This is a genomic window from Zhongshania sp. (assembly GCF_041584495.1).
GTDB lineage: Bacteria > Pseudomonadota > Gammaproteobacteria > Pseudomonadales > Spongiibacteraceae > Spongiibacter.
Genome location: NZ_JBFHDY010000026.1, coordinates 1 through 19,518 on the forward strand (window position 1 = coordinate 1; position 19,518 = coordinate 19,518).

The 19,518-nt window shown below is 51.8% G+C and carries 16 protein-coding genes; 3 read left to right on the forward strand and 13 right to left on the reverse strand.

Features of this window, described 5'->3' with window-relative positions; all coding sequences use genetic code 11:
- Positions 1-1,911: DNA internalization-related competence protein ComEC/Rec2 (locus tag ABYP33_RS06735; RefSeq protein ID WP_373089720.1), on the reverse strand; the 1,911-nt coding region annotated here is incomplete at its 3' end.
- A 104-nt stretch (positions 1,912-2,015) separates the two neighbouring features.
- Here ABYP33_RS06735 and ABYP33_RS06740 point away from each other — a divergent pair.
- Entirely contained in the window at positions 2,016-2,537 is a 522-nt protein-coding gene (locus tag ABYP33_RS06740; protein ID WP_008247675.1) for a DUF2062 domain-containing protein, read from the forward strand.
- A gap of 22 nt (positions 2,538-2,559) precedes the next feature.
- On the opposite strand, the gene ABYP33_RS06745 is transcribed toward ABYP33_RS06740, so the two are convergent.
- Genes ABYP33_RS06745 through ABYP33_RS06755 form a run of 3 tightly spaced genes read right to left on the reverse strand, consistent with a single transcriptional unit; the run spans position 2,560 to position 5,749 of the window.
- A complete protein-coding gene (locus ABYP33_RS06745) occupies positions 2,560-3,780 on the reverse strand; it encodes a lipoprotein-releasing ABC transporter permease subunit (RefSeq protein ID WP_373089722.1) in 1,221 nt (406 codons plus the stop codon).
- Positions 3,780-4,484: a lipoprotein-releasing ABC transporter ATP-binding protein LolD gene (gene lolD / locus ABYP33_RS06750; RefSeq protein WP_373089724.1), complete on the reverse strand. Its 705-nt coding sequence runs from the start codon at positions 4,482-4,484 to the stop codon at positions 3,780-3,782. The genes ABYP33_RS06745 and lolD overlap by 1 nt, the downstream gene beginning before the upstream one ends.
- A gap of 14 nt (positions 4,485-4,498) precedes the next feature.
- Positions 4,499-5,749: a lipoprotein-releasing ABC transporter permease subunit gene (locus ABYP33_RS06755; protein ID WP_373089727.1), complete on the reverse strand. Its 1,251-nt coding sequence runs from the start codon at positions 5,747-5,749 to the stop codon at positions 4,499-4,501.
- 137 nt (positions 5,750-5,886) lie between these two features.
- Between ABYP33_RS06755 and ABYP33_RS06760 the strand changes: the two genes are divergently transcribed.
- Positions 5,887-6,996 carry a 3-deoxy-7-phosphoheptulonate synthase gene (locus ABYP33_RS06760; protein ID WP_373089729.1) on the forward strand — a complete coding sequence of 370 codons (1,110 nt, stop codon included), beginning with the start codon at positions 5,887-5,889 and terminating at the stop codon, positions 6,994-6,996.
- A gap of 100 nt (positions 6,997-7,096) precedes the next feature.
- On the opposite strand, the gene nqrM is transcribed toward ABYP33_RS06760, so the two are convergent.
- From nqrM to ABYP33_RS06805, 9 genes are all read right to left on the reverse strand, one after another.
- Positions 7,097-7,336, reverse strand: a complete 240-nt coding sequence (nqrM, locus tag ABYP33_RS06765) for a (Na+)-NQR maturation NqrM (protein ID WP_008247660.1) — start codon at positions 7,334-7,336, stop codon at positions 7,097-7,099.
- A gap of 1 nt (position 7,337) precedes the next feature.
- Positions 7,338-8,399 (reverse strand): FAD:protein FMN transferase, encoded by a 1,062-nt coding sequence (locus ABYP33_RS06770; RefSeq protein ID WP_373089731.1) that lies wholly within the window; start codon positions 8,397-8,399, stop codon positions 7,338-7,340.
- On the reverse strand, positions 8,359-9,582 hold the full coding sequence (gene nqrF, locus ABYP33_RS06775; protein WP_373089734.1) for an NADH:ubiquinone reductase (Na(+)-transporting) subunit F: 1,224 nt from the start codon (positions 9,580-9,582) through the stop codon (positions 8,359-8,361). Before nqrF ends, ABYP33_RS06770 begins: the two co-directional genes overlap by 41 nt.
- A 23-nt stretch (positions 9,583-9,605) precedes the next feature.
- A complete protein-coding gene (nqrE, locus tag ABYP33_RS06780; RefSeq protein WP_373089736.1) occupies positions 9,606-10,214 on the reverse strand; it encodes an NADH:ubiquinone reductase (Na(+)-transporting) subunit E in 609 nt (202 codons plus the stop codon).
- On the reverse strand, positions 10,214-10,879 hold the full coding sequence (locus ABYP33_RS06785; protein WP_373089738.1) for an NADH:ubiquinone reductase (Na(+)-transporting) subunit D: 666 nt from the start codon (positions 10,877-10,879) through the stop codon (positions 10,214-10,216). Before ABYP33_RS06785 ends, nqrE begins: the two co-directional genes overlap by 1 nt.
- A gap of 3 nt (positions 10,880-10,882) precedes the next feature.
- Positions 10,883-11,650 (reverse strand): Na(+)-translocating NADH-quinone reductase subunit C, encoded by a 768-nt coding sequence (locus tag ABYP33_RS06790; RefSeq protein ID WP_373089740.1) that lies wholly within the window; start codon positions 11,648-11,650, stop codon positions 10,883-10,885.
- Complete coding sequence (locus tag ABYP33_RS06795) at positions 11,643-12,839, reverse strand: NADH:ubiquinone reductase (Na(+)-transporting) subunit B (protein ID WP_373089742.1); 1,197 nt, start codon at positions 12,837-12,839, stop codon at positions 11,643-11,645. Before ABYP33_RS06795 ends, ABYP33_RS06790 begins: the two co-directional genes overlap by 8 nt.
- 3 nt (positions 12,840-12,842) lie before the next feature.
- Positions 12,843-14,183 carry a Na(+)-translocating NADH-quinone reductase subunit A gene (locus ABYP33_RS06800; protein ID WP_373089744.1) on the reverse strand — a complete coding sequence of 447 codons (1,341 nt, stop codon included), beginning with the start codon at positions 14,181-14,183 and terminating at the stop codon, positions 12,843-12,845.
- Positions 14,184-14,409: 226 nt separating this feature from the next.
- On the reverse strand, positions 14,410-15,894 hold the full coding sequence (locus tag ABYP33_RS06805) for a glyceraldehyde-3-phosphate dehydrogenase (protein ID WP_373089747.1): 1,485 nt from the start codon (positions 15,892-15,894) through the stop codon (positions 14,410-14,412).
- 144 nt (positions 15,895-16,038) lie between these two features.
- On the opposite strand from ABYP33_RS06805, the gene mfd reads away from it, so the two are divergent.
- Positions 16,039-19,482: a transcription-repair coupling factor gene (gene mfd / locus ABYP33_RS06810; protein ID WP_373089749.1), complete on the forward strand. Its 3,444-nt coding sequence runs from the start codon at positions 16,039-16,041 to the stop codon at positions 19,480-19,482.
- Positions 19,483-19,518: the final 36 nt, after the last annotated feature.

Consider the following 19,518-nt stretch of genomic DNA (forward strand, 5'->3'; position numbering starts at 1 on the left):
AGTGAGCAGAATAGATGCAAAACCGGCACTGACCTTCATAACACAAGAAGCGTTATTACCGCGCTGATCGCTGACAGCGCTGTCCAAAAACTCAAATCGCACACCATCCCAATCCCAGGCTGGCGCTGTGTGACAGTCGCGCCCTTTTCTTTCAAGCTTCTCAATATCTTCGCCACGCAGAAATTTGACCACCGGCTGCTTTGCAAGCAATGCGGACGCGGCACCCGCATGGTCACGGTCGCCATGGCTTAGCACCAACGCGTCTAAACGGTCTATGGCGAACTCCGCCAACGCGGGCAAGACCACGGCATCGGCGGTATTAAAGCCGCTGCGAAAATCTGGCCCAACATCGTAAAGCAGGGATTTCGTTTGGGTTTGCAGTAGCACAGCCAAACCCTGCCCAACATCGAGCACGGTCACCCAAAGATCACCCTTGGTCGGTCGCGGCGCGGGCCAAAAGAACAAAGCCAACAAGGGAATTACAGCCAACCACTTAGCGGGTACACCGCGGGGTAAAAGTATGACAAGTACTGCGCCAACACCTAAGCCCAGGGCAGACGCCGGAGGGTAAAAATGAATTACTGGTTGCCACTGCGCCGCCAGCGCTAGGCCTAGCTGCAAATATTCAAGTAAGGTGTCTGCACAGGAAAAAAGCAAATCTGCCAACTGAGGCCAAACCATAAGTAACAATAAGCCCGCAAACAAGGCCGGTAAAATTAAAAAGGCCACTACTGGGATCGCCACCAGATTTGCAGGGATACTCGCCACACTAAAACCCAGTCCCCATAGACCCAATACTGGCAGCAAGCCAATCACGACCACCCACTGAGATCGCAGCAAGCTTAAACTACGGGGTTGACGCTGCCCCTGAAATGCCCACAACAGTATGGCCACAGCCGCGAACGAGAGACTAAACCCCAGCTGATGAGGCGCTAGTGGGTCGATAACCAACACCAGCAGCATCGCGGCAAAATAGGACCGCCAAGGGCTAGTCTGACGCCTAAAGCCATACGCCAACAAGGCCACCGCCGCCATTGCTACCGCTCGCTGGGTCGGCACGGAAAATCCCGCCATTGCCGCGTAGCTTACTGCAAAGCCCATTGCCAACAGGGGTTTTAGCACTAAACCACGCTGACACAAAAATATCGCGGCGCGACCAAGCCCCCAACCCCATAGCAGCACCATGCCAATATGCATGCCCGAAATGGCCATTAAGTGGCTGGTACCCGTTTGCGCAAACAAGGCCCAATCTGCGGGCTTTATCCCACTGCGGTCAGCAAACAGCAAGGCCTTCATTATCCCACTGTGACGATACTGATCGAGATGCGCGCTAGGGCCGGCTATCAAATTTTGCCGAAAGATCTCGAGCGAAAATGGGGCTGCCGAAGGAGTAAATACCGCGGCTTCAGGGTGGCGAACATAGCCGGTAGCGGAATAGCCCGACACAAATAGCCAGTGTCCATAATCAAAGGCGCCGGGGGATCGATAACCATGAGGGCGACGCAAGCGCAGCGGCGCATGCATGCTATCACCTAGGCTCGGCGGCTCCTCGCCGTACCAACTTAGCCGTACCCGACCCAAGCCTTTAAGGTTGGTTTTAGCGTCGAAACGGTAATGTGGCGGAAACTCACTGCGTCGTTCAGGCGGCGTCAACACCCGAAAGCTTAACGCAATATCCCTACCTTCCAGGGCCGGTGGCAATAGCTGCGCGGTTCGCCACACGCCGTAACTTGCGGCGTACGCCGCAGCGATTAAAAACGCCACTAAAGGCCCGCGCCAACGCAGCCGTAACGCGGCGCCGGCGACTAAGCCGCTTAATAGGCAAACAGCAATAATCGTGTATGCTGGTAGCGCAGGTGCAAACGCTACGCCGACTATTGCCACTATCGCCGCTGTCATCCATGACAACATGCTGGAGTACCCCAGTAGATCCGTGCATAATGGCGCCGCCCCGCTTATCAAGTATGCGGCTGGCTAAATTTCCACTGTCACACATGTGAACTAGAATTGAGCGGATGGCTCGTAAATTATTTAAACGTTGGTTACCGACGCCCGAAAAAATGCGCGAGCACCCCTCGGTCCGTATTTTTGGCAGTCTGTTACACGACCCCAATCTTTGGCACTTGAATCGCCGCTCAGTGAGCTTGGCGTTTTTCTTGGGCCTGTTCATTGCGTTTGTACCAATACCAACGCAAATGTTACTTGCCGCCCTCGCGGCCATTGTGTGCCGCGCTAACTTACCCATTTCAGTGATGCTAGTATGGATCACCAACCCCATCACCATGCCCGCTATCTTTTACTTTACCTATAAAGTTGGCGCTACAGTAATGGGTATTCCTCCCAATTCATTCCACTTTGAATTGTCATGGGCGTGGCTGGCCGAGGAATTCACCTATTTATGGCGCCCCTTGCTCGTGGGCTGCTTTTTAACCGGCTTACTAGCTGGCCTCGTTGGCGCCGCGAGCATTCATATCTTATGGCGCGTCCACGTTACTCGACGCTGGCGAAAACGCCGGGAAAGCCGCCTCAACCGTTAAAATGCAATACCGCAAACATCGCCTAACTCGTGCGTAACGCGTCTGCTGGCGCCATTCGCGACGCTCGCCACGCGGGATAAATCGTTGCCAACAAACTCATGGCGTAGGCTAGCGCGCAGACAGCTAAAACATCTGGTATACGAATATCAGCGGGCAGATAGTTAATGGGATACACATCGCTCTGCAGTAACTGCAAGTCCCCAAAATGCTCAACAGCGGCAACCACATCACCGATAAACGCTGCCAGCACCACCCCCAGCACCCCGCCAGCAGTCGAACCCACCGCCCCGATAACCGCACCATAACTCAAAAATGTACGCAAAATATCACCCTGGCTCGCACCTTGGCTGCGCAGAATGCCAATATCAGCACGCTTGTCATTGACGACCATGACCAAAGTGGAAACCACGTTAAATACCGCAACCCCCACCACAGCAAGTAACATAATAACCACTAATTTACGGGACATTTGAATGGCGTGGTACATATTGCCAAATTGCTGACTCCAATCCTTGAGCATAAAGTCGCGACCATGCACCGAGGCCAATTCCCATGCAATGTGTGGCGCGGTAAACACGTCTGTAACTGAGACGCGCAGCGACACTGGTGGCGGCTCAGCAAATAATGACTGTGCCTGATCAATATGCATCAGCACCATTTGCTGATCCAGTTCTGTGCCCGTGGCTACCAACGCCGCAACCGTCATCTGTACAAAACGCACATTTTGACTTCCCGCCGCCTGTGGCACACCCAAGGTCACCCGCTCGCCCTGCTCAACACCTAGGCGCTCGGCCAGAGCCTTACCTAAAATCACCGTCTTGCTGCCGATGTTTAACACATCTAAACTGACATAATCTCGGATAGTTGACACGCGCGCCTCGGCTACAGGCTCCACGCCATAGAACAAGCCAGGCTCAACCAAACCGCCCTTTATTAACATAGCGCTGCCCTGCACAAACGGTGCCGTTGCGAGCACAGCGGGATGGCGTTCGACGTCGCTTTGCAACGTTCGCCAATCACTCTCGCCCACAGCCCAAGGCTGAAGCGTAATATGTGGCACCAAAGCCAAAATGCGAGTCCGCATCTCACGGTCAAAACCATTCATCACCGACAACACCGTCACGAGGAGGGCAACCCCCAGAACCAGCCCCGCCATTGACAGCCGCGACAAAAACGACACCAACTGACTTCCTGACCGACCCGAGCTATACCGAAGACCAATAAACACCGCCAGTGAGCGCATCAGGCCGCCGACTCCTGCAATTGGCCATCAGCGAGGCTAAGCACCCGGTCCATCCGCTTAGCAAGCTGCATATCGTGTGTGACAATCACCAAGCTGGTTTGCAGCTCCCGATTTAATTCCAGTAACAGCGCCTGCACAGATTCTGCCGTGTCGCCGTCTAAATTGCCGGTGGGTTCATCCAATAACACACAGGCGGGACTACTCGCCAATGCGCGGGCAATGGCGACCCGCTGCCGCTCACCCCCCGACAATTGCGCTGGCCGGTGTTCTAAGCGATGCCCCAAACCCACACGCTCCAGTAACTCTCGGCTGCGAGCAAACGCCACCGCGCGCTTTTCACCGCCAATAAGCAAGGGCATCGCCGCATTTTCCAGCGCAGAGAACTCAGCAAGTAAATGATGAAACTGGTATACAAAACCCAACTCGCGGTTGCGCAACCGGCTGCGATCTCGGTCATTCATCTTTGCAATGTCTTTGCCGCCAACCAGCACGCTACCTTCTGAGGGCGTATCTAGTCCGCCAAGCATATGCAGCAAGGTGGTCTTACCGGCCCCTGAGGGACCAACAACCGCAATTCGCTCGCCACGACCAATATCGAGATTTATATCATTCAGTATGCTGAGCTGCTCTGGCCCCTGAACAAAAAACTTATGTAGATCACGACAGGCTAGCACTGAATCTGCCGGGACACTGATATTAGACATAGACACCGTACTCGTTATTCATAACGCAGAGCCTCAGCGGGTTGCACTCGCGAAGCCTGCCAGGCCGGGTATAGCGTTGCCAATAAGCTGAGCAGTAACGCAAAACCACTGACAACCGCCACGTCTGACCACTGTAAATGGGAGGGAAGATGAGTAATAAAATAAACTTGCGGATTAAAGAGCTGCATACCGCTTAACTGCTCGATAAACGCGACAACACCGCCGACATTTTGCGCAAGAGGAACGCCAATGAGCAAGCCAAGACCAAGACCAATCAGGCCCGTCGCCATACCGTAAACAATAAAAATAGCCATAATTGAACCCGGCGTACTGCCCATAGTGCGCAGCACTGCTATTGAGCCCCGCTTAGCAGACACCGCCATACTCAAAATGGAAACAATATTAAAGGCGGCAATTAACACAATAAACAGTAACAGCAGGCGCACCATTTGCTTTTCCATTTTAACGGCCTGAAATAGACTGCCCTGACTGTCACTCCAGCTTACAGCGAGACTGCCTTCTGGCAATTCAGCAGCGAGTGCTGGCAGCAATTGTGGCGCCGCAAACATATCCATCAATTGCAGGCGCAAGCCCTCAACATCGTCGCCGAGCTGGTAAAACCGCTGAGCATCGCGAATATGGATAAACGCACTCGTTGCGTCAAGCTGGGCACCCGCGCTAAAGACCCCGCTGACCGTAAACTCTTTTTCGCGAGGGTACAAACCAAACGGTGTCACGGTCACTTTGGGCAAAATAACGGTCAAACCATCACCAATACTCACCCCCAGCTGCCGCGCGAGAATATCGCCAATAATAATCTGATACTGGCCGCTGCCATCATCGCTGAGGTAAGCACCGGCGATCATGTGCTCTGCCACCGAGGACACCCCACGCTCCTGTTCAGGATCGATGCCGTACAAAGACACGCCACGCAAACGCGTGAAGACCGCCAGCATCGCCTTACCGCCGACATAGGGCGCAACCCCACTAACTTGGGGCTTATCGGCCAGCAAATTCGCGTACGCCTGCCAGCCCGCTAAGCGGCGCTGAGGACCTTCAATATAACCGTGGGGTACGACAGATAGGACTCGCTGCTGCAGTTCACGCTCAAAGCCGTTCATCACTGACATAACAACAATCAATGAGACCACGCCAATTAACATGCCCAGCAGTGAAAACCACGAGACTAGCGACAGAAAACGGTCATTTCCCGAGGCACGTCGAAAATACCGAATACCAATCCGTAAATATAAGGGCACAGCCATAGGAAATTAATCGCAATCCAGATCGTAAACCAGCGCCTATACTATCATTGCATACGGGAGTTATGAGAAAAGATATTTGTGCAATTTATGCGCCTTTTCACCCGCTAACGCCAAAGTATTCGTACAAGGGGATATTCATGTTACTCATACTACACCCTAATATTCAGGAGTCAGACCCAGCGTTTAAGAAAACCATGAGCCATCTCCAGCAATTATCTGGAGTAAAGATCAAACAGCATGAGGTCAGCGGCCAGCTACAAAGTCTCAGAGAAATTTATTTGCTCGGCGACACCCACGCGCTGGATATTGAAGAGATTGAAAGCCTACCCGCGGTGGAGAAAGTCATTCGCATCTCAGAGGAATACCGTATTCTCGGCCGCCATAAGACCCACGGCGGACGCAGCGGCTTTCATTATCAGGGCTTAGCCTTTGACCAACAGTCGCTGCACATCTTTGCCGGGCTGTGCGCAGTAGATAAGCCCAAGCACGTCGAAGAAATGCTCCGGGTCCTACAAGCCAACGGCCTGAATTGCACGCGAATGGGCGCCTACAAGCCCCGCACCAATCCTTATGCGTTTCAAGGACTCGGCAAAAACTGCCTGCCCTGGGTATTTGATCTTGCGGGAAAATACGGCATTAAAGTCATTGCCATGGAAGTCACCCACGAAAGTCATATGCAAGAGATTGATCAAGCCCTCTCCGATGCCGGGCGCCCTTGCGGCGTGATAATGCAAATTGGCACTCGCAACACTCAAAATTTTGAGCTGCTAAAAGCCATCGGTAAACAGAACGACTACCCCGCCCTACTAAAGCGTGGCTTTGGCATTACCCTCAATGAATCCTTAAACGCCGCAGAATACTTAGCCAGCGAAGGCAATAGCCAAGTGATATTTTGCTTAAGAGGAATGAAAAGTGAGTTCGGCGCCCCCCACCGCAATATGGTGGATTTTGCACAGGTGCCGACGGTAAAGCGACTTACAAGAATGCCAGTGTGTATCGACCCCTCTCACTCGGTCGGAAGCCGTGATGTCGCCCCCGATGGGGTTTTAGAACTCTGCCACGCCACCGCCCAAGGGGTATTAGCTGGCGCCAATATGGTATTGGTCGATTTTCACCCTGCCCCAACAAAAGCCCTAGTCGACGGACCTCAAGCGCTAACGCTTGATGAGCTAGAGCCGTTTTTGAAAGACATGGAGATTGCGAGGAAGGCATATTTGGAGCGAATTACTGTTTGGCAGGACGCTTGATGGGAGACGGGAGACGCCTTTATTCACTGCGCTCACTATTCAAAGGCGAGCGCTTGTCTTTGCTTAGCGTCTATCGTCTCCCGTCAAGCATTAAGCGATCTCAGCTTGCGTCGTAAAACGTCGTGCTCGATTTATTCCGCGCCGCAGCCGCCGCATCATTTTCTTCTGTGCATTTCTTTGGGTCATTACCGCACAAATCACAGATATAGTCAGGGTCGCTCAGTGCAGCGCCAACCCCTCCGCAGGACCCTGCAATGGGCTTGCGGCCCATTAATACTCCAATCGACATTGCGCCGACAATCAGTAACATCACAAAAAACGCAGCAAATATCGTTGCCATTTTACTTCTCCTGCTCCAAATACGGCGCAAACGCAGAACTGTAGCGGCGGACAAAGCCCGCGTCGCTCTTTTCTATAATATAAACCGGTATGGCCATTTGTTCAGCCAACTTCAGTGTTTTGTCACCGCCCATAACCGAAAACGCAGTGGCCAAGGCATCAGCATACGCGCACGAAGCGTCCAATACCGTAACCGAGGCCAAATTATGGGTAATCGGGCGCCCAGTGTTCGGATCGATAGTGTGCGAGTAACGCACTCCTTCTTCTTCAAAGTAATTACGGTAGTCACCCGAAGTGGCTATGCCTATATTACCCAAGCGGATCGGCGTTGTTTCTGGGTTTTCCACATCGGGATTCTCGACCCCAATTCGCCATTGATCGCCGCGGGGACTCAGGCCAGCAACACGCATCTCACCGCCAATCTCAACCAAATAATCCTTGGTACCGAGGGATTCCAGCCATAAGGCGACCACATCCACACCGTAGCCCTTAGCAATGGCCGACAAGTCTAGGTGCAGGTCTTTTTGCTTAAGCACCCTTTTATCAAGGATATCCAGCTCCATTGCACCAAAATCCACGGTTTCGAGCGCTTTGGCAACCGCCTCATCACTCGGCTTGCCGTCGTGTTTAACGGGCCCAAATCCCCATAAGTTCACCACCGGTGCAACCGTGATATCAAACGCGCCATTAGTCACCCAACTCACTTCGGTCGACAACACTAAGATATCAAACAGCATGGGCATGACTGGGTACCACTCATTCACCGGCGCGTCATTTAAACGATTCAATTCAGAGTCGGGGATGTACGTTGAAGCGAGCTGGTTAAACGCCTGCAAGCGCTGGTCCAGCGCTTCCTTAAGGCTTTGCTCTGTCCACTCAGCGCTCGGCTGACGCAGAGTGATGTGATAAGTGGTGCCCATGGTCGTGCCATTCACTTGCAAAAACGGCGCTTGTTTCGCTGAGCAAGCTACCAAAAACAATAAAAGCAGCACAAAGGCTGCTTTTATTGTGTTGCGAGGCAAATTACCCACCGAAATCATCGAGAAGTATATTGTCTTGTTCAACACCGAGATCTTCCAACATTTTGATAACAGCCGAGTTCATCATCGGCGGCCCACACATATAGTACTCACAATCTTCCGGTGCTTCGTGGTCCTTCAGGTAGTTTTCAAACAAGACCTGATGGATAAAGCCGGTCATGCCAGTCCAATTATCTTCGGGCTGGGGATCAGAGAGCGCCAAATGCCACTCAAAGTTCTCATTCTCTGCTGCCAGCTTGTCGTACTCTTCCACGTAAAAAGCTTCACGCATTGAGCGCGCGCCGTACCAGAACGTGATTTTGCGCTTGGTTTTCAAACGCATCAGCTGATCGAAGATATGTGAGCGCATCGGCGCCATACCAGCACCACCACCAACAAACACCATTTCAGCATCGGTCTCTTTGGCAAAGAATTCACCAAACGGGCCGTAAACTTTCACTTTGTCGCCAGGCTTAAGACTAAAAACCCAAGATGACATCTGCCCCGGTGTTAAAGCTAAGTTATTTGGTGGTGGCGTCGCCGCACGAATATTAAACTTAACAATGCCCCGCTCTTCTGGGTAATTGGCCATTGAGTAAGCGCGGATAACGGTCTCTTCCACTTTCGACTCAACATTCAAGAAACCGAAACGCTCCCAGTCGCCTTTGTATTCGGCCGGAATATCAAAATCCGAATACTTAACATGGTGCGGTGGGCATTCTAGCTGCACGTAACCGCCAGCGCGGAAATTAACGTTCTCACCCTCTGGCAGCTTCAAGGTCAGCTCTTTAATGAAGGTTGCCACATTGGGGTTGGACTCAACAGTACACTCCCATTGTTTAACACCAAAGACGTCCTCTGGCACTTCAATCTTCATATCTTGCTTAACCGGAGTCTGGCAAGACAAACGCCAGCCTTCGCGAGCTTCGCGAGGGCTAAAATGCGCTTCTTCGGTAGCGAGCATCGAGCCGCCGCCGTCGCTAACAATACACTTACACTGGGCACAGCTACCGCCGCCGCCGCAGGCTGAAGCCAAGAACACGCCCTGGCCAGATAAAGTGTTTAATAATTTATCGCCTGCAGGCACGGTAATGGTTTTTTCGCCATTGATCTCGATGGTGACATTGCCGCTGCTCACAAGGCGCGAGCGTGCGAACAAAATAATGCACACCAGCGACAATACAATCGCGGTAAACATGCCCACACCGAGAATAACTACTGTATTCATTAATTCCTCTCCAGTCTTCTCGGTTAGAGATCAATACCGCCGAAGGACATAAAGCCCAACGACATTAAGCCAACAGTGATGAACGTAATACCCAGACCGCGCAGGCCCTCGGGAACATCACTGTATTTAAGTTTTTCGCGGATACCCGCCAGCGCAACAATCGCTAGGGCCCAGCCAGTACCGGCGCCAGCGCCGTAGACTACTGATTCCGCAAAACCGTAATCGCGCTCAACCATGAACAGCGAGCCCCCCATAATCGCGCAGTTAACCGTGATCAAGGGCAGGAATACGCCCAGTGCGTTGTAGAGCGCCGGCACATATTTATCTAAAACCATTTCCATAATCTGCACTATTGCGGCGATAACACCGATATAGCTCAGCAAACCCAGAAAGCTCAAATCGACGTCTGGGTAGCCGGCCCAAGCCAAAGCACCTTCGCGGAGCAAATGGTTGTATATCAGGCTATTGACCGGAACGGTCAGTGCCATCACCACGATGACCGCAATACCCAAGCCAATTGCGGCCTGAATTTTTTTGGAAATTGCCAAAAAAGTACACATGCCTAGAAAAAAGGCCAGTGCCATGTTTTCGATAAACACCGAGCGCACGAACAGGCTTATATAGTGTTCCATTAAAAGGCCTCCTTAACGCTGCGGGTATTTTTAGTGATTTTGAATTCCTCTTTTTCGATCTGTTCTGTTTTCACCGAGCGCAATACCCAGATAAAAATACCAATCAGGAAGAAGGCGCTTGGCGGTAACAGTAATAGGCCGTTAGGCACATACCAGCCACCGTCGGTAACCAACGGCAGTATCTCGAAACCAAACAGCTTACCGGAACCAAATAATTCACGAACCACAGCAATACTGATTAGCACCACACTGTAGCCCAGACCATTACCGATACCGTCAACGAAGCTCGCCAGCGGCGGGTTCTTCATGGCGTAACCTTCGGCGCGGCCCATAACGATACAGTTGGTGATAATCAAGCCAACAAAGACCGACAGCTGCTTGCTAATAGCGAACGCATAAGCTTTTAAAAGTTGGTCGACCACAATTACCAGTGAGGCAATGATCACCATTTGCACAATAATGCGAATGCTATTAGGGATTTGATGGCGGATTAGTGATACCGCAAAGCTTGAACAGCCGGTCACCAATATCACCGAGATACACATTACCAGCGTGACTTTAAGGCTGGAGGTTACCGCTAAGGCGGAGCAGATACCGAGTATCTGCAGTGCAATAGGGTTGTTCTTTAAAATGGGACTCGTTAGGGCTTCTTTCATTGTCGACATGGTTTATGCCTCCCCTGAGCGCAAGTTGCTTAAAAATGATTTATAACCCAGTTCACCCATCCAGAAGCGCAGCAAGTTGCTGACGCCACGACTGGTCAAGGTCGCACCGGAGAGTCCGTCAACCTTGTTTTCCCCATCGGGTGTGCTGCTGTCGACATTGCCCTTGACCAATTCAATAGCGACATCGCCGTCGTCGTAAATTTCTTTACCCGGCCAAATCGCCTTCCATTTTGGATTGTCGACTTCGCCACCCAAACCAGGAGTTTCGCCGTGGTCGTAAAATCCTAAGCCGACAACGGTATTAAAATCATTTTTAAGCGCGAGAAAACCATAAAGCGTAGACCACAGACCGTAGCCACGCACCGGTAAAATCACCTTGTCATATTGTCCGTCTTTTTCAATCAAGTACACCATGGCGTAGTTTTCACGACGGCGAATTTTCGCCATATCGTCTTCACCCAGCGCAATCGACGTTGCCGGATCCTTCGCTACTTTCGCCTGTTCAAAGCCTTTTAAAAGTATTTCGTCGGCGAACTTACCGGTATTCAGATCGACAATTTTAGTGGTGACCTGTTTAAACTGCTCCTCGATGCTTTCACCGGGGACTAATATGCCCGCGGCAGCCAAAATATTGGCTTTGCGGTCGAGGGCTTTATTGATTACCTGAGCCGGCTTGAGCATTACTGCGGCACTGGCAACAAACAGCGCGCAGACGATACACAGGGTAACGGCAACCAGCAGTGTTCTTGGGATACTGTCGTTATTAGCCACGTGCCAACCTCCGCTTGATATTTGCCTGCACAACGAAATGATCGATTAGCGGCGCGAACAAGTTAGCGAACAAAATTGCCAACATCATGCCCTCTGGGAAAGCGGGGTTAACTACGCGAATCAACACCACCATACAACCGATCAAGGCGCCAAAAATCCATTTACCAGTATTGGTCATCGACGATGACACTGGGTCAGTCGCCATAAACATCATGCCGAAGGCAAAACCACCCAATACCAAATGCCAATGCCAAGGCATGGCCATCATTAAATTATCGCTTTGCATGGAGTTGAACAACATCGACAGACCAAACATACCAATTAATACGCCAAGCACGATGCGCCAGGAGGCAATGCCGGTCCACAACAGTACGCCACCGCCAAGGAAAATTGCCAAGGTCGACACTTCACCCATTGAGCCATGCATATTGCCGAGGAAGGCGTCCATCCACGTCATTTTTTCTTGCAGAACCGCCATGCCATCGCTGGCCACTACAGACAGCGGTGTTGCGCCGGTAAAGCCGTCAACGGCCGTCCATACTGCGTCGCCAGACATCTGTGCGGGGTACGCGAAGAATAGGAACGCGCGGCCCGCTAATGCGGGGTTTAAGAAGTTTTTGCCGGTGCCGCCAAACACTTCTTTGGCAATAACCACGCCAAAGCTGATACCCAAGGCAACCTGCCACAGCGGAATACTCGGCGGGCAAATCAGGGCAAACAGAATTGAAGTAACAAAGAAGCCTTCATTAACCTCGTGGCCGCGCTTCATGGCAAAAAGTACTTCCCAGAAACCGCCGACCACAAAGGTCACGGCGTAAACGGGAATGAAATACCAAAAGCCGTGCCAGAAGTTATCCCAAAGGCTAGCGGGGTCATAGCCCGCCATCATCGAGATCATCACATGACGCCAGCCTTCACCGCCGACAATGCCAGTATCCAGCATAATTTGGTTAGCTTGGAAGCCAATATTCCACATTCCGTAGAACATGGCCGGGAATGCACAGAACCAAACGGTAATCATAACCCGTTTTAGATCTACACCATCGCGGACATGCGCATTGGCTTTAGTAACACTTGATGGTGAATAAAAAATCGTATCTGCCGCTTCGTACAGCGCATACCATTTTTCATAGCGGCCGCCTTTCTCAAAATGCGGCTCCATATCGTCGAGAATTTTTCTCAGCCCCATTACTTAACCCTCTTTCTCTATGCGGCTTAAATTGTCGCGAAGGATCGGGCCGTACTCATATTTGCCCGGGCAAACATAAGTACATAGCGCGAGGTCTTCCTCGTCCAACTCTAAACACCCCAATGACTGCGCCATTTGGGTATCGCCCACAATAATTGACCGCAGCAACTGCGTTGGCAAAATATCTAATGGCATCACTCGCTCATAGGCCCCAACTGGCACCATAGCGCGCTCACTACCATTGGTGTTGGTCGTGTAAGCAATCGACTTTTTAAAAAACTGTGACAAATAAATACGCAGTGCCGAATGTTTGTTAACGCCGGGCGATAACCAACCCAGAAAATCACGGTGATTACCTTCGGCCAAGACGCTTACTTGATTGTGGTAGCGGCCAAGGAAAGCCATCGCGCCACGCGCAGTACGCCCTCCCAGTACTGAGCCGGAAATAATTCGATTGTTGCCCGGACGAATTTGACCTGCGCACAATTCATCTAAGCTCACACCAAGACGAGTGCGAATCAGGCGAGGGTTTTCCACCTGAGGGCCTGCAAGCGCAACAACACGCTCGGTATTCAATTGGCCAGTAGTAAACAATCTCCCCATGGCGATAACATCTTGGTAACCGATAGACCACACCACTTTTGTCGCGCTAGCGCCTTCCAAAAAGTGGATGTGCGTGCCAGCCAATCCAGCCGGATGAACACCGCCAAACTCGGCAACCCGCAGTTGTTCATTGTCTAGGCTCGGCACGCTACTGCCTGGGGCAACGCATAGGTGTACTTTCCCTTCGGTTAAGCGGCACAATAGTTCCAAGCCGTTACTAAAATCAGCTTCCGCTTCAGCAATCACCACTGCCGGATCAGCAGCCAGCGGGTGCGTATCTATTGCGGTAACAAATATCGCCGCAGGACTACTGTCAATCGCTGGCACTTTACTAAATGGCCGAGTCCGCAGGGCCGTCCACAAACCGGACTGCTGGAGGTTCTCAGCAACCTGCTCTGCACTCAGGGTGCTCAGCGCACTCGCATCATACTTAGCAAAGGTTTCGAACTCATCGTCTTCAACGTCGATAACCACCGATTGCAACACCCGCTTTTCACCGCGATTAATCGCAGAGACAAGACCGGTTGCTGGCGCGGTGTAGCGAACGCCGGAATTTTTCTTGTCGGTAAACAATAATTGACCGGTTTTTACCCGATCACCGACTTTCACCGCCATGGTGGGTTTCATACCGAGGTAATCGAAACCGAGCACAGCTACCGCTCGCACCTTTGAGCCAGGCTCAATATGCTGTGCGGGACCACCGGATATGGGCAGATCTAAGCCCCTGGTAATTTTGATCATAAGGCTGTCTAACACTCTTATGGTTGAACGCGAAATTGCAAATCTGCGTAAACTCGGGCGTGAAAACGCGCCGGGGCAACGCACAAACAACGTAACATTGTGCGTCCCAAAAACTGCGGCAAGTATAAAGACTCGCCGGACTGCTTACCACTGCTTGGCTGATGATATCGGTCATCAGCGTAAACATTTACGGCCAAGGCTGGCTGGTCGCCAATTCAGCCCCCTATTACTCTTGGGGATAAACCGCGTATTCAACACCGGCCATTTTTTCAAGTACGCGATGTACTTGGCAGCTATAGCCAAACTCATTGTCATACCAGCAGTATAAAATAGCGCTTTTGCCATTCACGATGGTTGCTTCGCTATCGAAAACGCAGGCGTGACGCGAACCAACAAAATCACTAGACACCACTTCTGGCGAGTTAGAGTAGTCTATTTGCTTACGCAGTGGCGAGTGCAGAGCGACTTTGCGCATAAATTCGTTAAGCTCTTCTTTAGTCGTCGCTGTCTTCAGGTTCAACTTAAGAATGGCCAGAGACACATTGGGGGTCGGCACTCGAATTGCGTTGCCGCTCAATTTACCCAACATCGCTGGCAATACCTTACCAACCGCCTTCGCTGCACCTGTTTCAGAAATAACCATATTTAATGGCGCGCTGCGACCACGGCGATCACCTTTGTGGTAATTGTCGATCAAATTCTGGTCATTGGTGTAAGAGTGAACGGTTTCAACGTGACCGTTTTCAACGCCAAATTTGTCATCGAGCACTTTAAGTGGCGGCGCAATAGCATTGGTGGTACAGCTCGCCGCGGAAATAATAGTGTCTTCAGGCAAAATTTGATCACTATTAACACCGTGTACAATATTCTTCATATCGCCCTTGCCAGGTGCAGTCAAAATAACCTTGGCGATACCCGGACGACCGAGGTGCGTAGACAAGCCCTCAACATCGCGCCACTTGCCGGTGTTATCAACCAAAATAGCGTCGTTGATGCCATAGGCAGTGTAATCCACCTCGTCCGGTGAATTGGCATAAATCACCTTCACTTCGACGCCATTGGCAACGAAGGACTGGCGTTCCTCATCAACACGGATTGTGCCGTTAAAGGGACCGTGAACGGAGTCGCGACGCAGTAAGCTAACCCGCTTTACCAAATCATTTTCAGCGCCCCCGTGACGAACAACAACCGCCCGCAGACGTAAATTAGCGCCACCACCGGCCTTTTCAATCAATAGGCGGGCAACCAAACGGCCAATACGACCAAAACCGTATAAGACTACGTCACGTGATGGGCGGCCAGGTTCTTTGGCGCCACCAATCAGTTTAGCCACCTGACTGCGAACAAAATCTTCAACAGACTGGCCGCTAGCTTTGGCTGTTTCCTCGTAATTAACCGCAATACGCCCAGCATCGATATGTGCAGTACCAAGATCTAGCGTGGAGAGCGCCTGAATAATTGGAAAAGTTTCAAACTCGGAAATTTCGTTTTGCTCAACCTGACGCACAAAGCGGTGGGCCTGCATGATATCCAGCACCGACAGGTTGACCAGATTCTTACCATAAATGTAGGTTTTAACGTTATTGGAGCGGTAAAGTTTACCAATTAGAGGGATCATCCCCTCTGCTAACGCTTCGCGCTCTTTCCAATCGGCGAAGTAATCATCAGGACGCTCACGTCTTCTTTCAGTCACGGCAGATACCCTTTGCATGGCGGGGAGGAGAAAATTGTGCGCGTATTATCTTTATTACTGCCCTCAAGTTCAACCGCCCATCACCATCTGTGCAATGTAATAACTACCAATAGCGGGTTACAATGCAGAATTTATCACTGACCAAAGCAGAATTCCCCGACTGTGATTGAATTACCCGCAATTAATACCCCCCCTAAAGCTGGCGTTCTGCGCTGGGGACAATGCCCCTCCGCGAGCCATGGTCTCGTTGCCGCTGAATTGGCACGATCGCTAAACCAGCCAGTACTCCTACTGACCGCGGACACCGCCTCCGCCTATCAGCTTGAACAAAACCTGCGATTTTTTGCTGCCGAGTTACCCGTTCGCCTGCTACCTGACTGGGAAACGCTACCTTACGATAATTTTTCACCCCACGAAGACATTGTTTCGGAGCGCCTGCGCACCCTGAGTGAGCTGCCAACCATGGCAAACGGCATTTTGGTCGCGCCCATCAGCACCTTAATGCAGCGTATTGCGCCACCCGACTATGTGCGCCAACACAGCTTACTCCTTAAGCGCGGTCAACACGTCGACATCAGCACCTTCCGCTTAGAGCTCGAAAAAAGCGGCTACCACCACGTAGATACGGTTTATCAGCATGGTGAATACGCAAGTCGTGGCGCAATTATTGATATATTCCCGATGGGTAGCGAATTCCCCTATCGTCTAGACCTCTTGGACCAAGAAATAGACAGCCTGCGCAGCTTCGACCCAGAAACCCAGCGCGGTATTGAGTCAGTTAACGAAATACGTTTACTACCGGGCAAAGAATTCCCTTTAGACGACAACGGCATCGCCCTGTTCCGCCGCCAATGGCACGAACGTTTTAATGTCGATCATCGCAAATGCCCCGTTTACCAAGATGTCAGTGATGGCATTGCACCCGCGGGCATCGAGTACTACCTGCCCCTGTTCTTTCAACAAACCGGCACCCTATTTGATTACTTGCCCGACAACACATGGGTGTTAAACACCACCGGAATTGAAGGGGCCGCCGAGTATTACTGGCAGGATATACAACAGCGCTACGAACAACGTTTAGGGGATTTACAACGGCCAGTTATGCCGCCAGCGGGGGTATTCCAAACCGTGCCGGAACTCTTTGCCACCCTCAAAAGCTATCCGCGCATTAGCTTGAGCGAAGGCGAGCTTCCCGCCGCCGCAGGCAGTTTTAATTTTGCCATTTCGACAGCCCCGCCACTGAGCATAGACGCCAAACATAGCGACCCCATTGCTGCCTTACGCCGTTACAGCCAGCACCGTAAAGTCTTGCTCTGCGCCGAATCTGCCGGGCGACGCGAAGCCTTAATTGATTTACTGACCCGCCACAAACTGAAACCAAAATCCTTTGCCAGCTGGCGAGCCTTCGCCGACAGCGACTGCGAATTTGGCATCACCATTGCGCCTATTGACGAAGGTATCTCAGGCGATACCCCCTGCGCCTTTGCCCTCATTGCGGAGTCGCAACTCTTCGGCAAACGGGTATCTCAGAGCCGTCGCCGCAAGAAAGCCGCCGCCAGCAGTGCCGAGAGCGTGGTCAAAAACCTCGCCGAACTACGTATTGGCGCCCCGGTGGTACACGCCGATCACGGCGTTGGCCGCTATCTAGGCTTGCAGTCACTCAATGTCGACAATCAAGCCAGCGAGTTTTTAGCCCTCGAGTACGCCGATGGCGCCAAGCTCTATGTGCCGGTGGGCTCACTGCAATTGATAAGCCGCTACAGTGGCGCCGACGACGACAATGCTCCCCTGCACCGGCTCGGCACTGAACAGTGGAGCAAGGCCAAACGCAAAGCAGCGGAAAAAATTCGCGATGTCGCCGCTGAGCTATTGGATATATATGCCCGCCGGGAAGCCCGAGAAGGCCGAGCCTTTGAACTCAGCGACGAAGATTACCAACAATTCGCCGACGATTTCCCTTTTGAGGAAACACCCGATCAGCAAGTCGCCATTGAAGCGGTACTGGGCGATTTAAAATCGCCGCGGCCTATGGACCGCCTAGTTTGCGGCGATGTTGGCTTTGGCAAAACCGAGGTCGCAGTGCGCGCCGCCTTTGTCGCAGTACAAAATGGCACTCAAGTAGCGATCTTAGTGCCCACCACCCTCCTCGCTCAGCAGCATTTTGAGTCATTTCGCGACCGCTTCGCCGACTGGCCCGTGAACATAGAAGTGCTATCGCGATTTCGCAGCCCAGCCGAGCAAAAAGGCGTCATTGCTGAACTTCACGCCGGCAAGGTCGATATCTTAATCGGCACCCATAAATTGCTGAGTAACGACATTCACTACAAAAATCTCGGCCTGGTTATTATTGACGAAGAACACCGCTTTGGCGTTCGTCAAAAAGAAGCCTTGAAAAACCTCCGCGCCGAGGTCGATGTATTAACCATGACGGCCACGCCGATACCCCGAACATTGAATATGTCGATGGCTGGCATTCGCGACTTATCTATTATCGCCACCCCGCCCGCCCGACGCTTATCGGTCAAGACCTTTGTTAGGGAGTCTGAAGACGGGCTAATTAAAGAGGCAATCCTTCGCGAGATTTTGCGGGGCGGCCAGGTTTACTACCTCCACAACGAAGTCAAAACCATTGAAAAAGCCGCGCGCGACCTGGAGGCCATGATTCCCGAGTTGCGAATTGGCGTTGGCCACGGCCAAATGCGCGAGCGCGAACTTGAACAGGTGATGAGTGATTTTTACCACAAACGCCACAATGTCTTAGTATGCTCAACGATTATTGAAACGGGTATCGACGTACCCAATGCCAACACCATCATTATTGACCGCGCCGACAAATTTGGCCTCGCCCAACTTCATCAGTTGCGTGGTCGCGTCGGTCGCTCTCACCACCAAGCCTACGCGTATTTATTAACACCCCCGATAAAGCAATTGACCAGTGATGCACAAAAGCGCTTAACCGCCATCAGCGAGGCTGACACCTTAGGCGCGGGCTTCACCCTTGCCACCCAAGACATGGAAATCCGCGGCGCTGGCGAGCTCTTGGGCGAGGGCCAAAGCGGCCAAATTCACTCAATAGGCTTCACCCTCTATATGGACATGCTCGACCGCGCTGTAAACGCAATAAAAGCCGGTAAGAAAATAAACCTAGAAGATAATAACACTGACCACATTGAGGTGAATTTACGCGTACCGGCACTGATACCAGACGAATACTTACCCGATGTTCAAAGTCGCCTCATGCTCTATAAACGCATCGCGAGCGCCGTCGACGGCCACGAGTTGCGGGAATTACAGGTTGAAATGATCGATCGTTTTGGCCTGCTACCCAATCAAGTCAAAAACCTATTTCGCTGCGCCGAAATCCGACTTCATGCCGGCGCTCTAGGATTAAGTAAAATTGAAGCCTCGAACCAAGGCGGACGAGTCGAGTTTGCGGAAGACACCCAAGTTCACCCTTTAAACATCGTCAAACTCGTGCAAATGGCACCAGCGCGCTATCAACTCGACGGCGCCAACGCCTTAAAATTCAAAGAGCCCGTAGAAGACCCTGCGCAACGCTTTGAATTTGTTGAAGCACTGCTCAGCAAGCTAGCAGCAAAACAATAGAACTGCGATAGTAAGACCGCATTTAAAAAATGAGAC

Bases quoted from the DNA above. Each gene is read 5' to 3' on its own strand.
- ABYP33_RS06740 (WP_008247675.1), top strand. From the start codon at position 2,016: ATGGCTCGTAAATTATTTAAACGTTGGTTACCGACGCCCGAAAAAATG.
- ABYP33_RS06745 (WP_373089722.1), bottom strand. From the start codon at position 3,780: ATGCGCTCACTGGCGGTGTTTATTGGTCTTCGGTATAGCTCGGGTCGG.
- lolD (WP_373089724.1), bottom strand. From the start codon at position 4,484: ATGTCTAATATCAGTGTCCCGGCAGATTCAGTGCTAGCCTGTCGTGAT.
- ABYP33_RS06755 (WP_373089727.1), bottom strand. From the start codon at position 5,749: ATGGCTGTGCCCTTATATTTACGGATTGGTATTCGGTATTTTCGACGT.
- ABYP33_RS06760 (WP_373089729.1), top strand. From the start codon at position 5,887: ATGTTACTCATACTACACCCTAATATTCAGGAGTCAGACCCAGCGTTT.
- nqrM (WP_008247660.1), bottom strand. From the start codon at position 7,336: ATGGCAACGATATTTGCTGCGTTTTTTGTGATGTTACTGATTGTCGGC.
- nqrF (WP_373089734.1), bottom strand. From the start codon at position 9,582: ATGAATACAGTAGTTATTCTCGGTGTGGGCATGTTTACCGCGATTGTA.
- nqrE (WP_373089736.1), bottom strand. From the start codon at position 10,214: ATGGAACACTATATAAGCCTGTTCGTGCGCTCGGTGTTTATCGAAAAC.
- ABYP33_RS06785 (WP_373089738.1), bottom strand. From the start codon at position 10,879: ATGTCGACAATGAAAGAAGCCCTAACGAGTCCCATTTTAAAGAACAAC.
- ABYP33_RS06795 (WP_373089742.1), bottom strand. From the start codon at position 12,839: ATGGGGCTGAGAAAAATTCTCGACGATATGGAGCCGCATTTTGAGAAA.
- ABYP33_RS06800 (WP_373089744.1), bottom strand. From the start codon at position 14,183: ATGATCAAAATTACCAGGGGCTTAGATCTGCCCATATCCGGTGGTCCC.
- ABYP33_RS06805 (WP_373089747.1), bottom strand. From the start codon at position 15,894: ATGCAAAGGGTATCTGCCGTGACTGAAAGAAGACGTGAGCGTCCTGAT.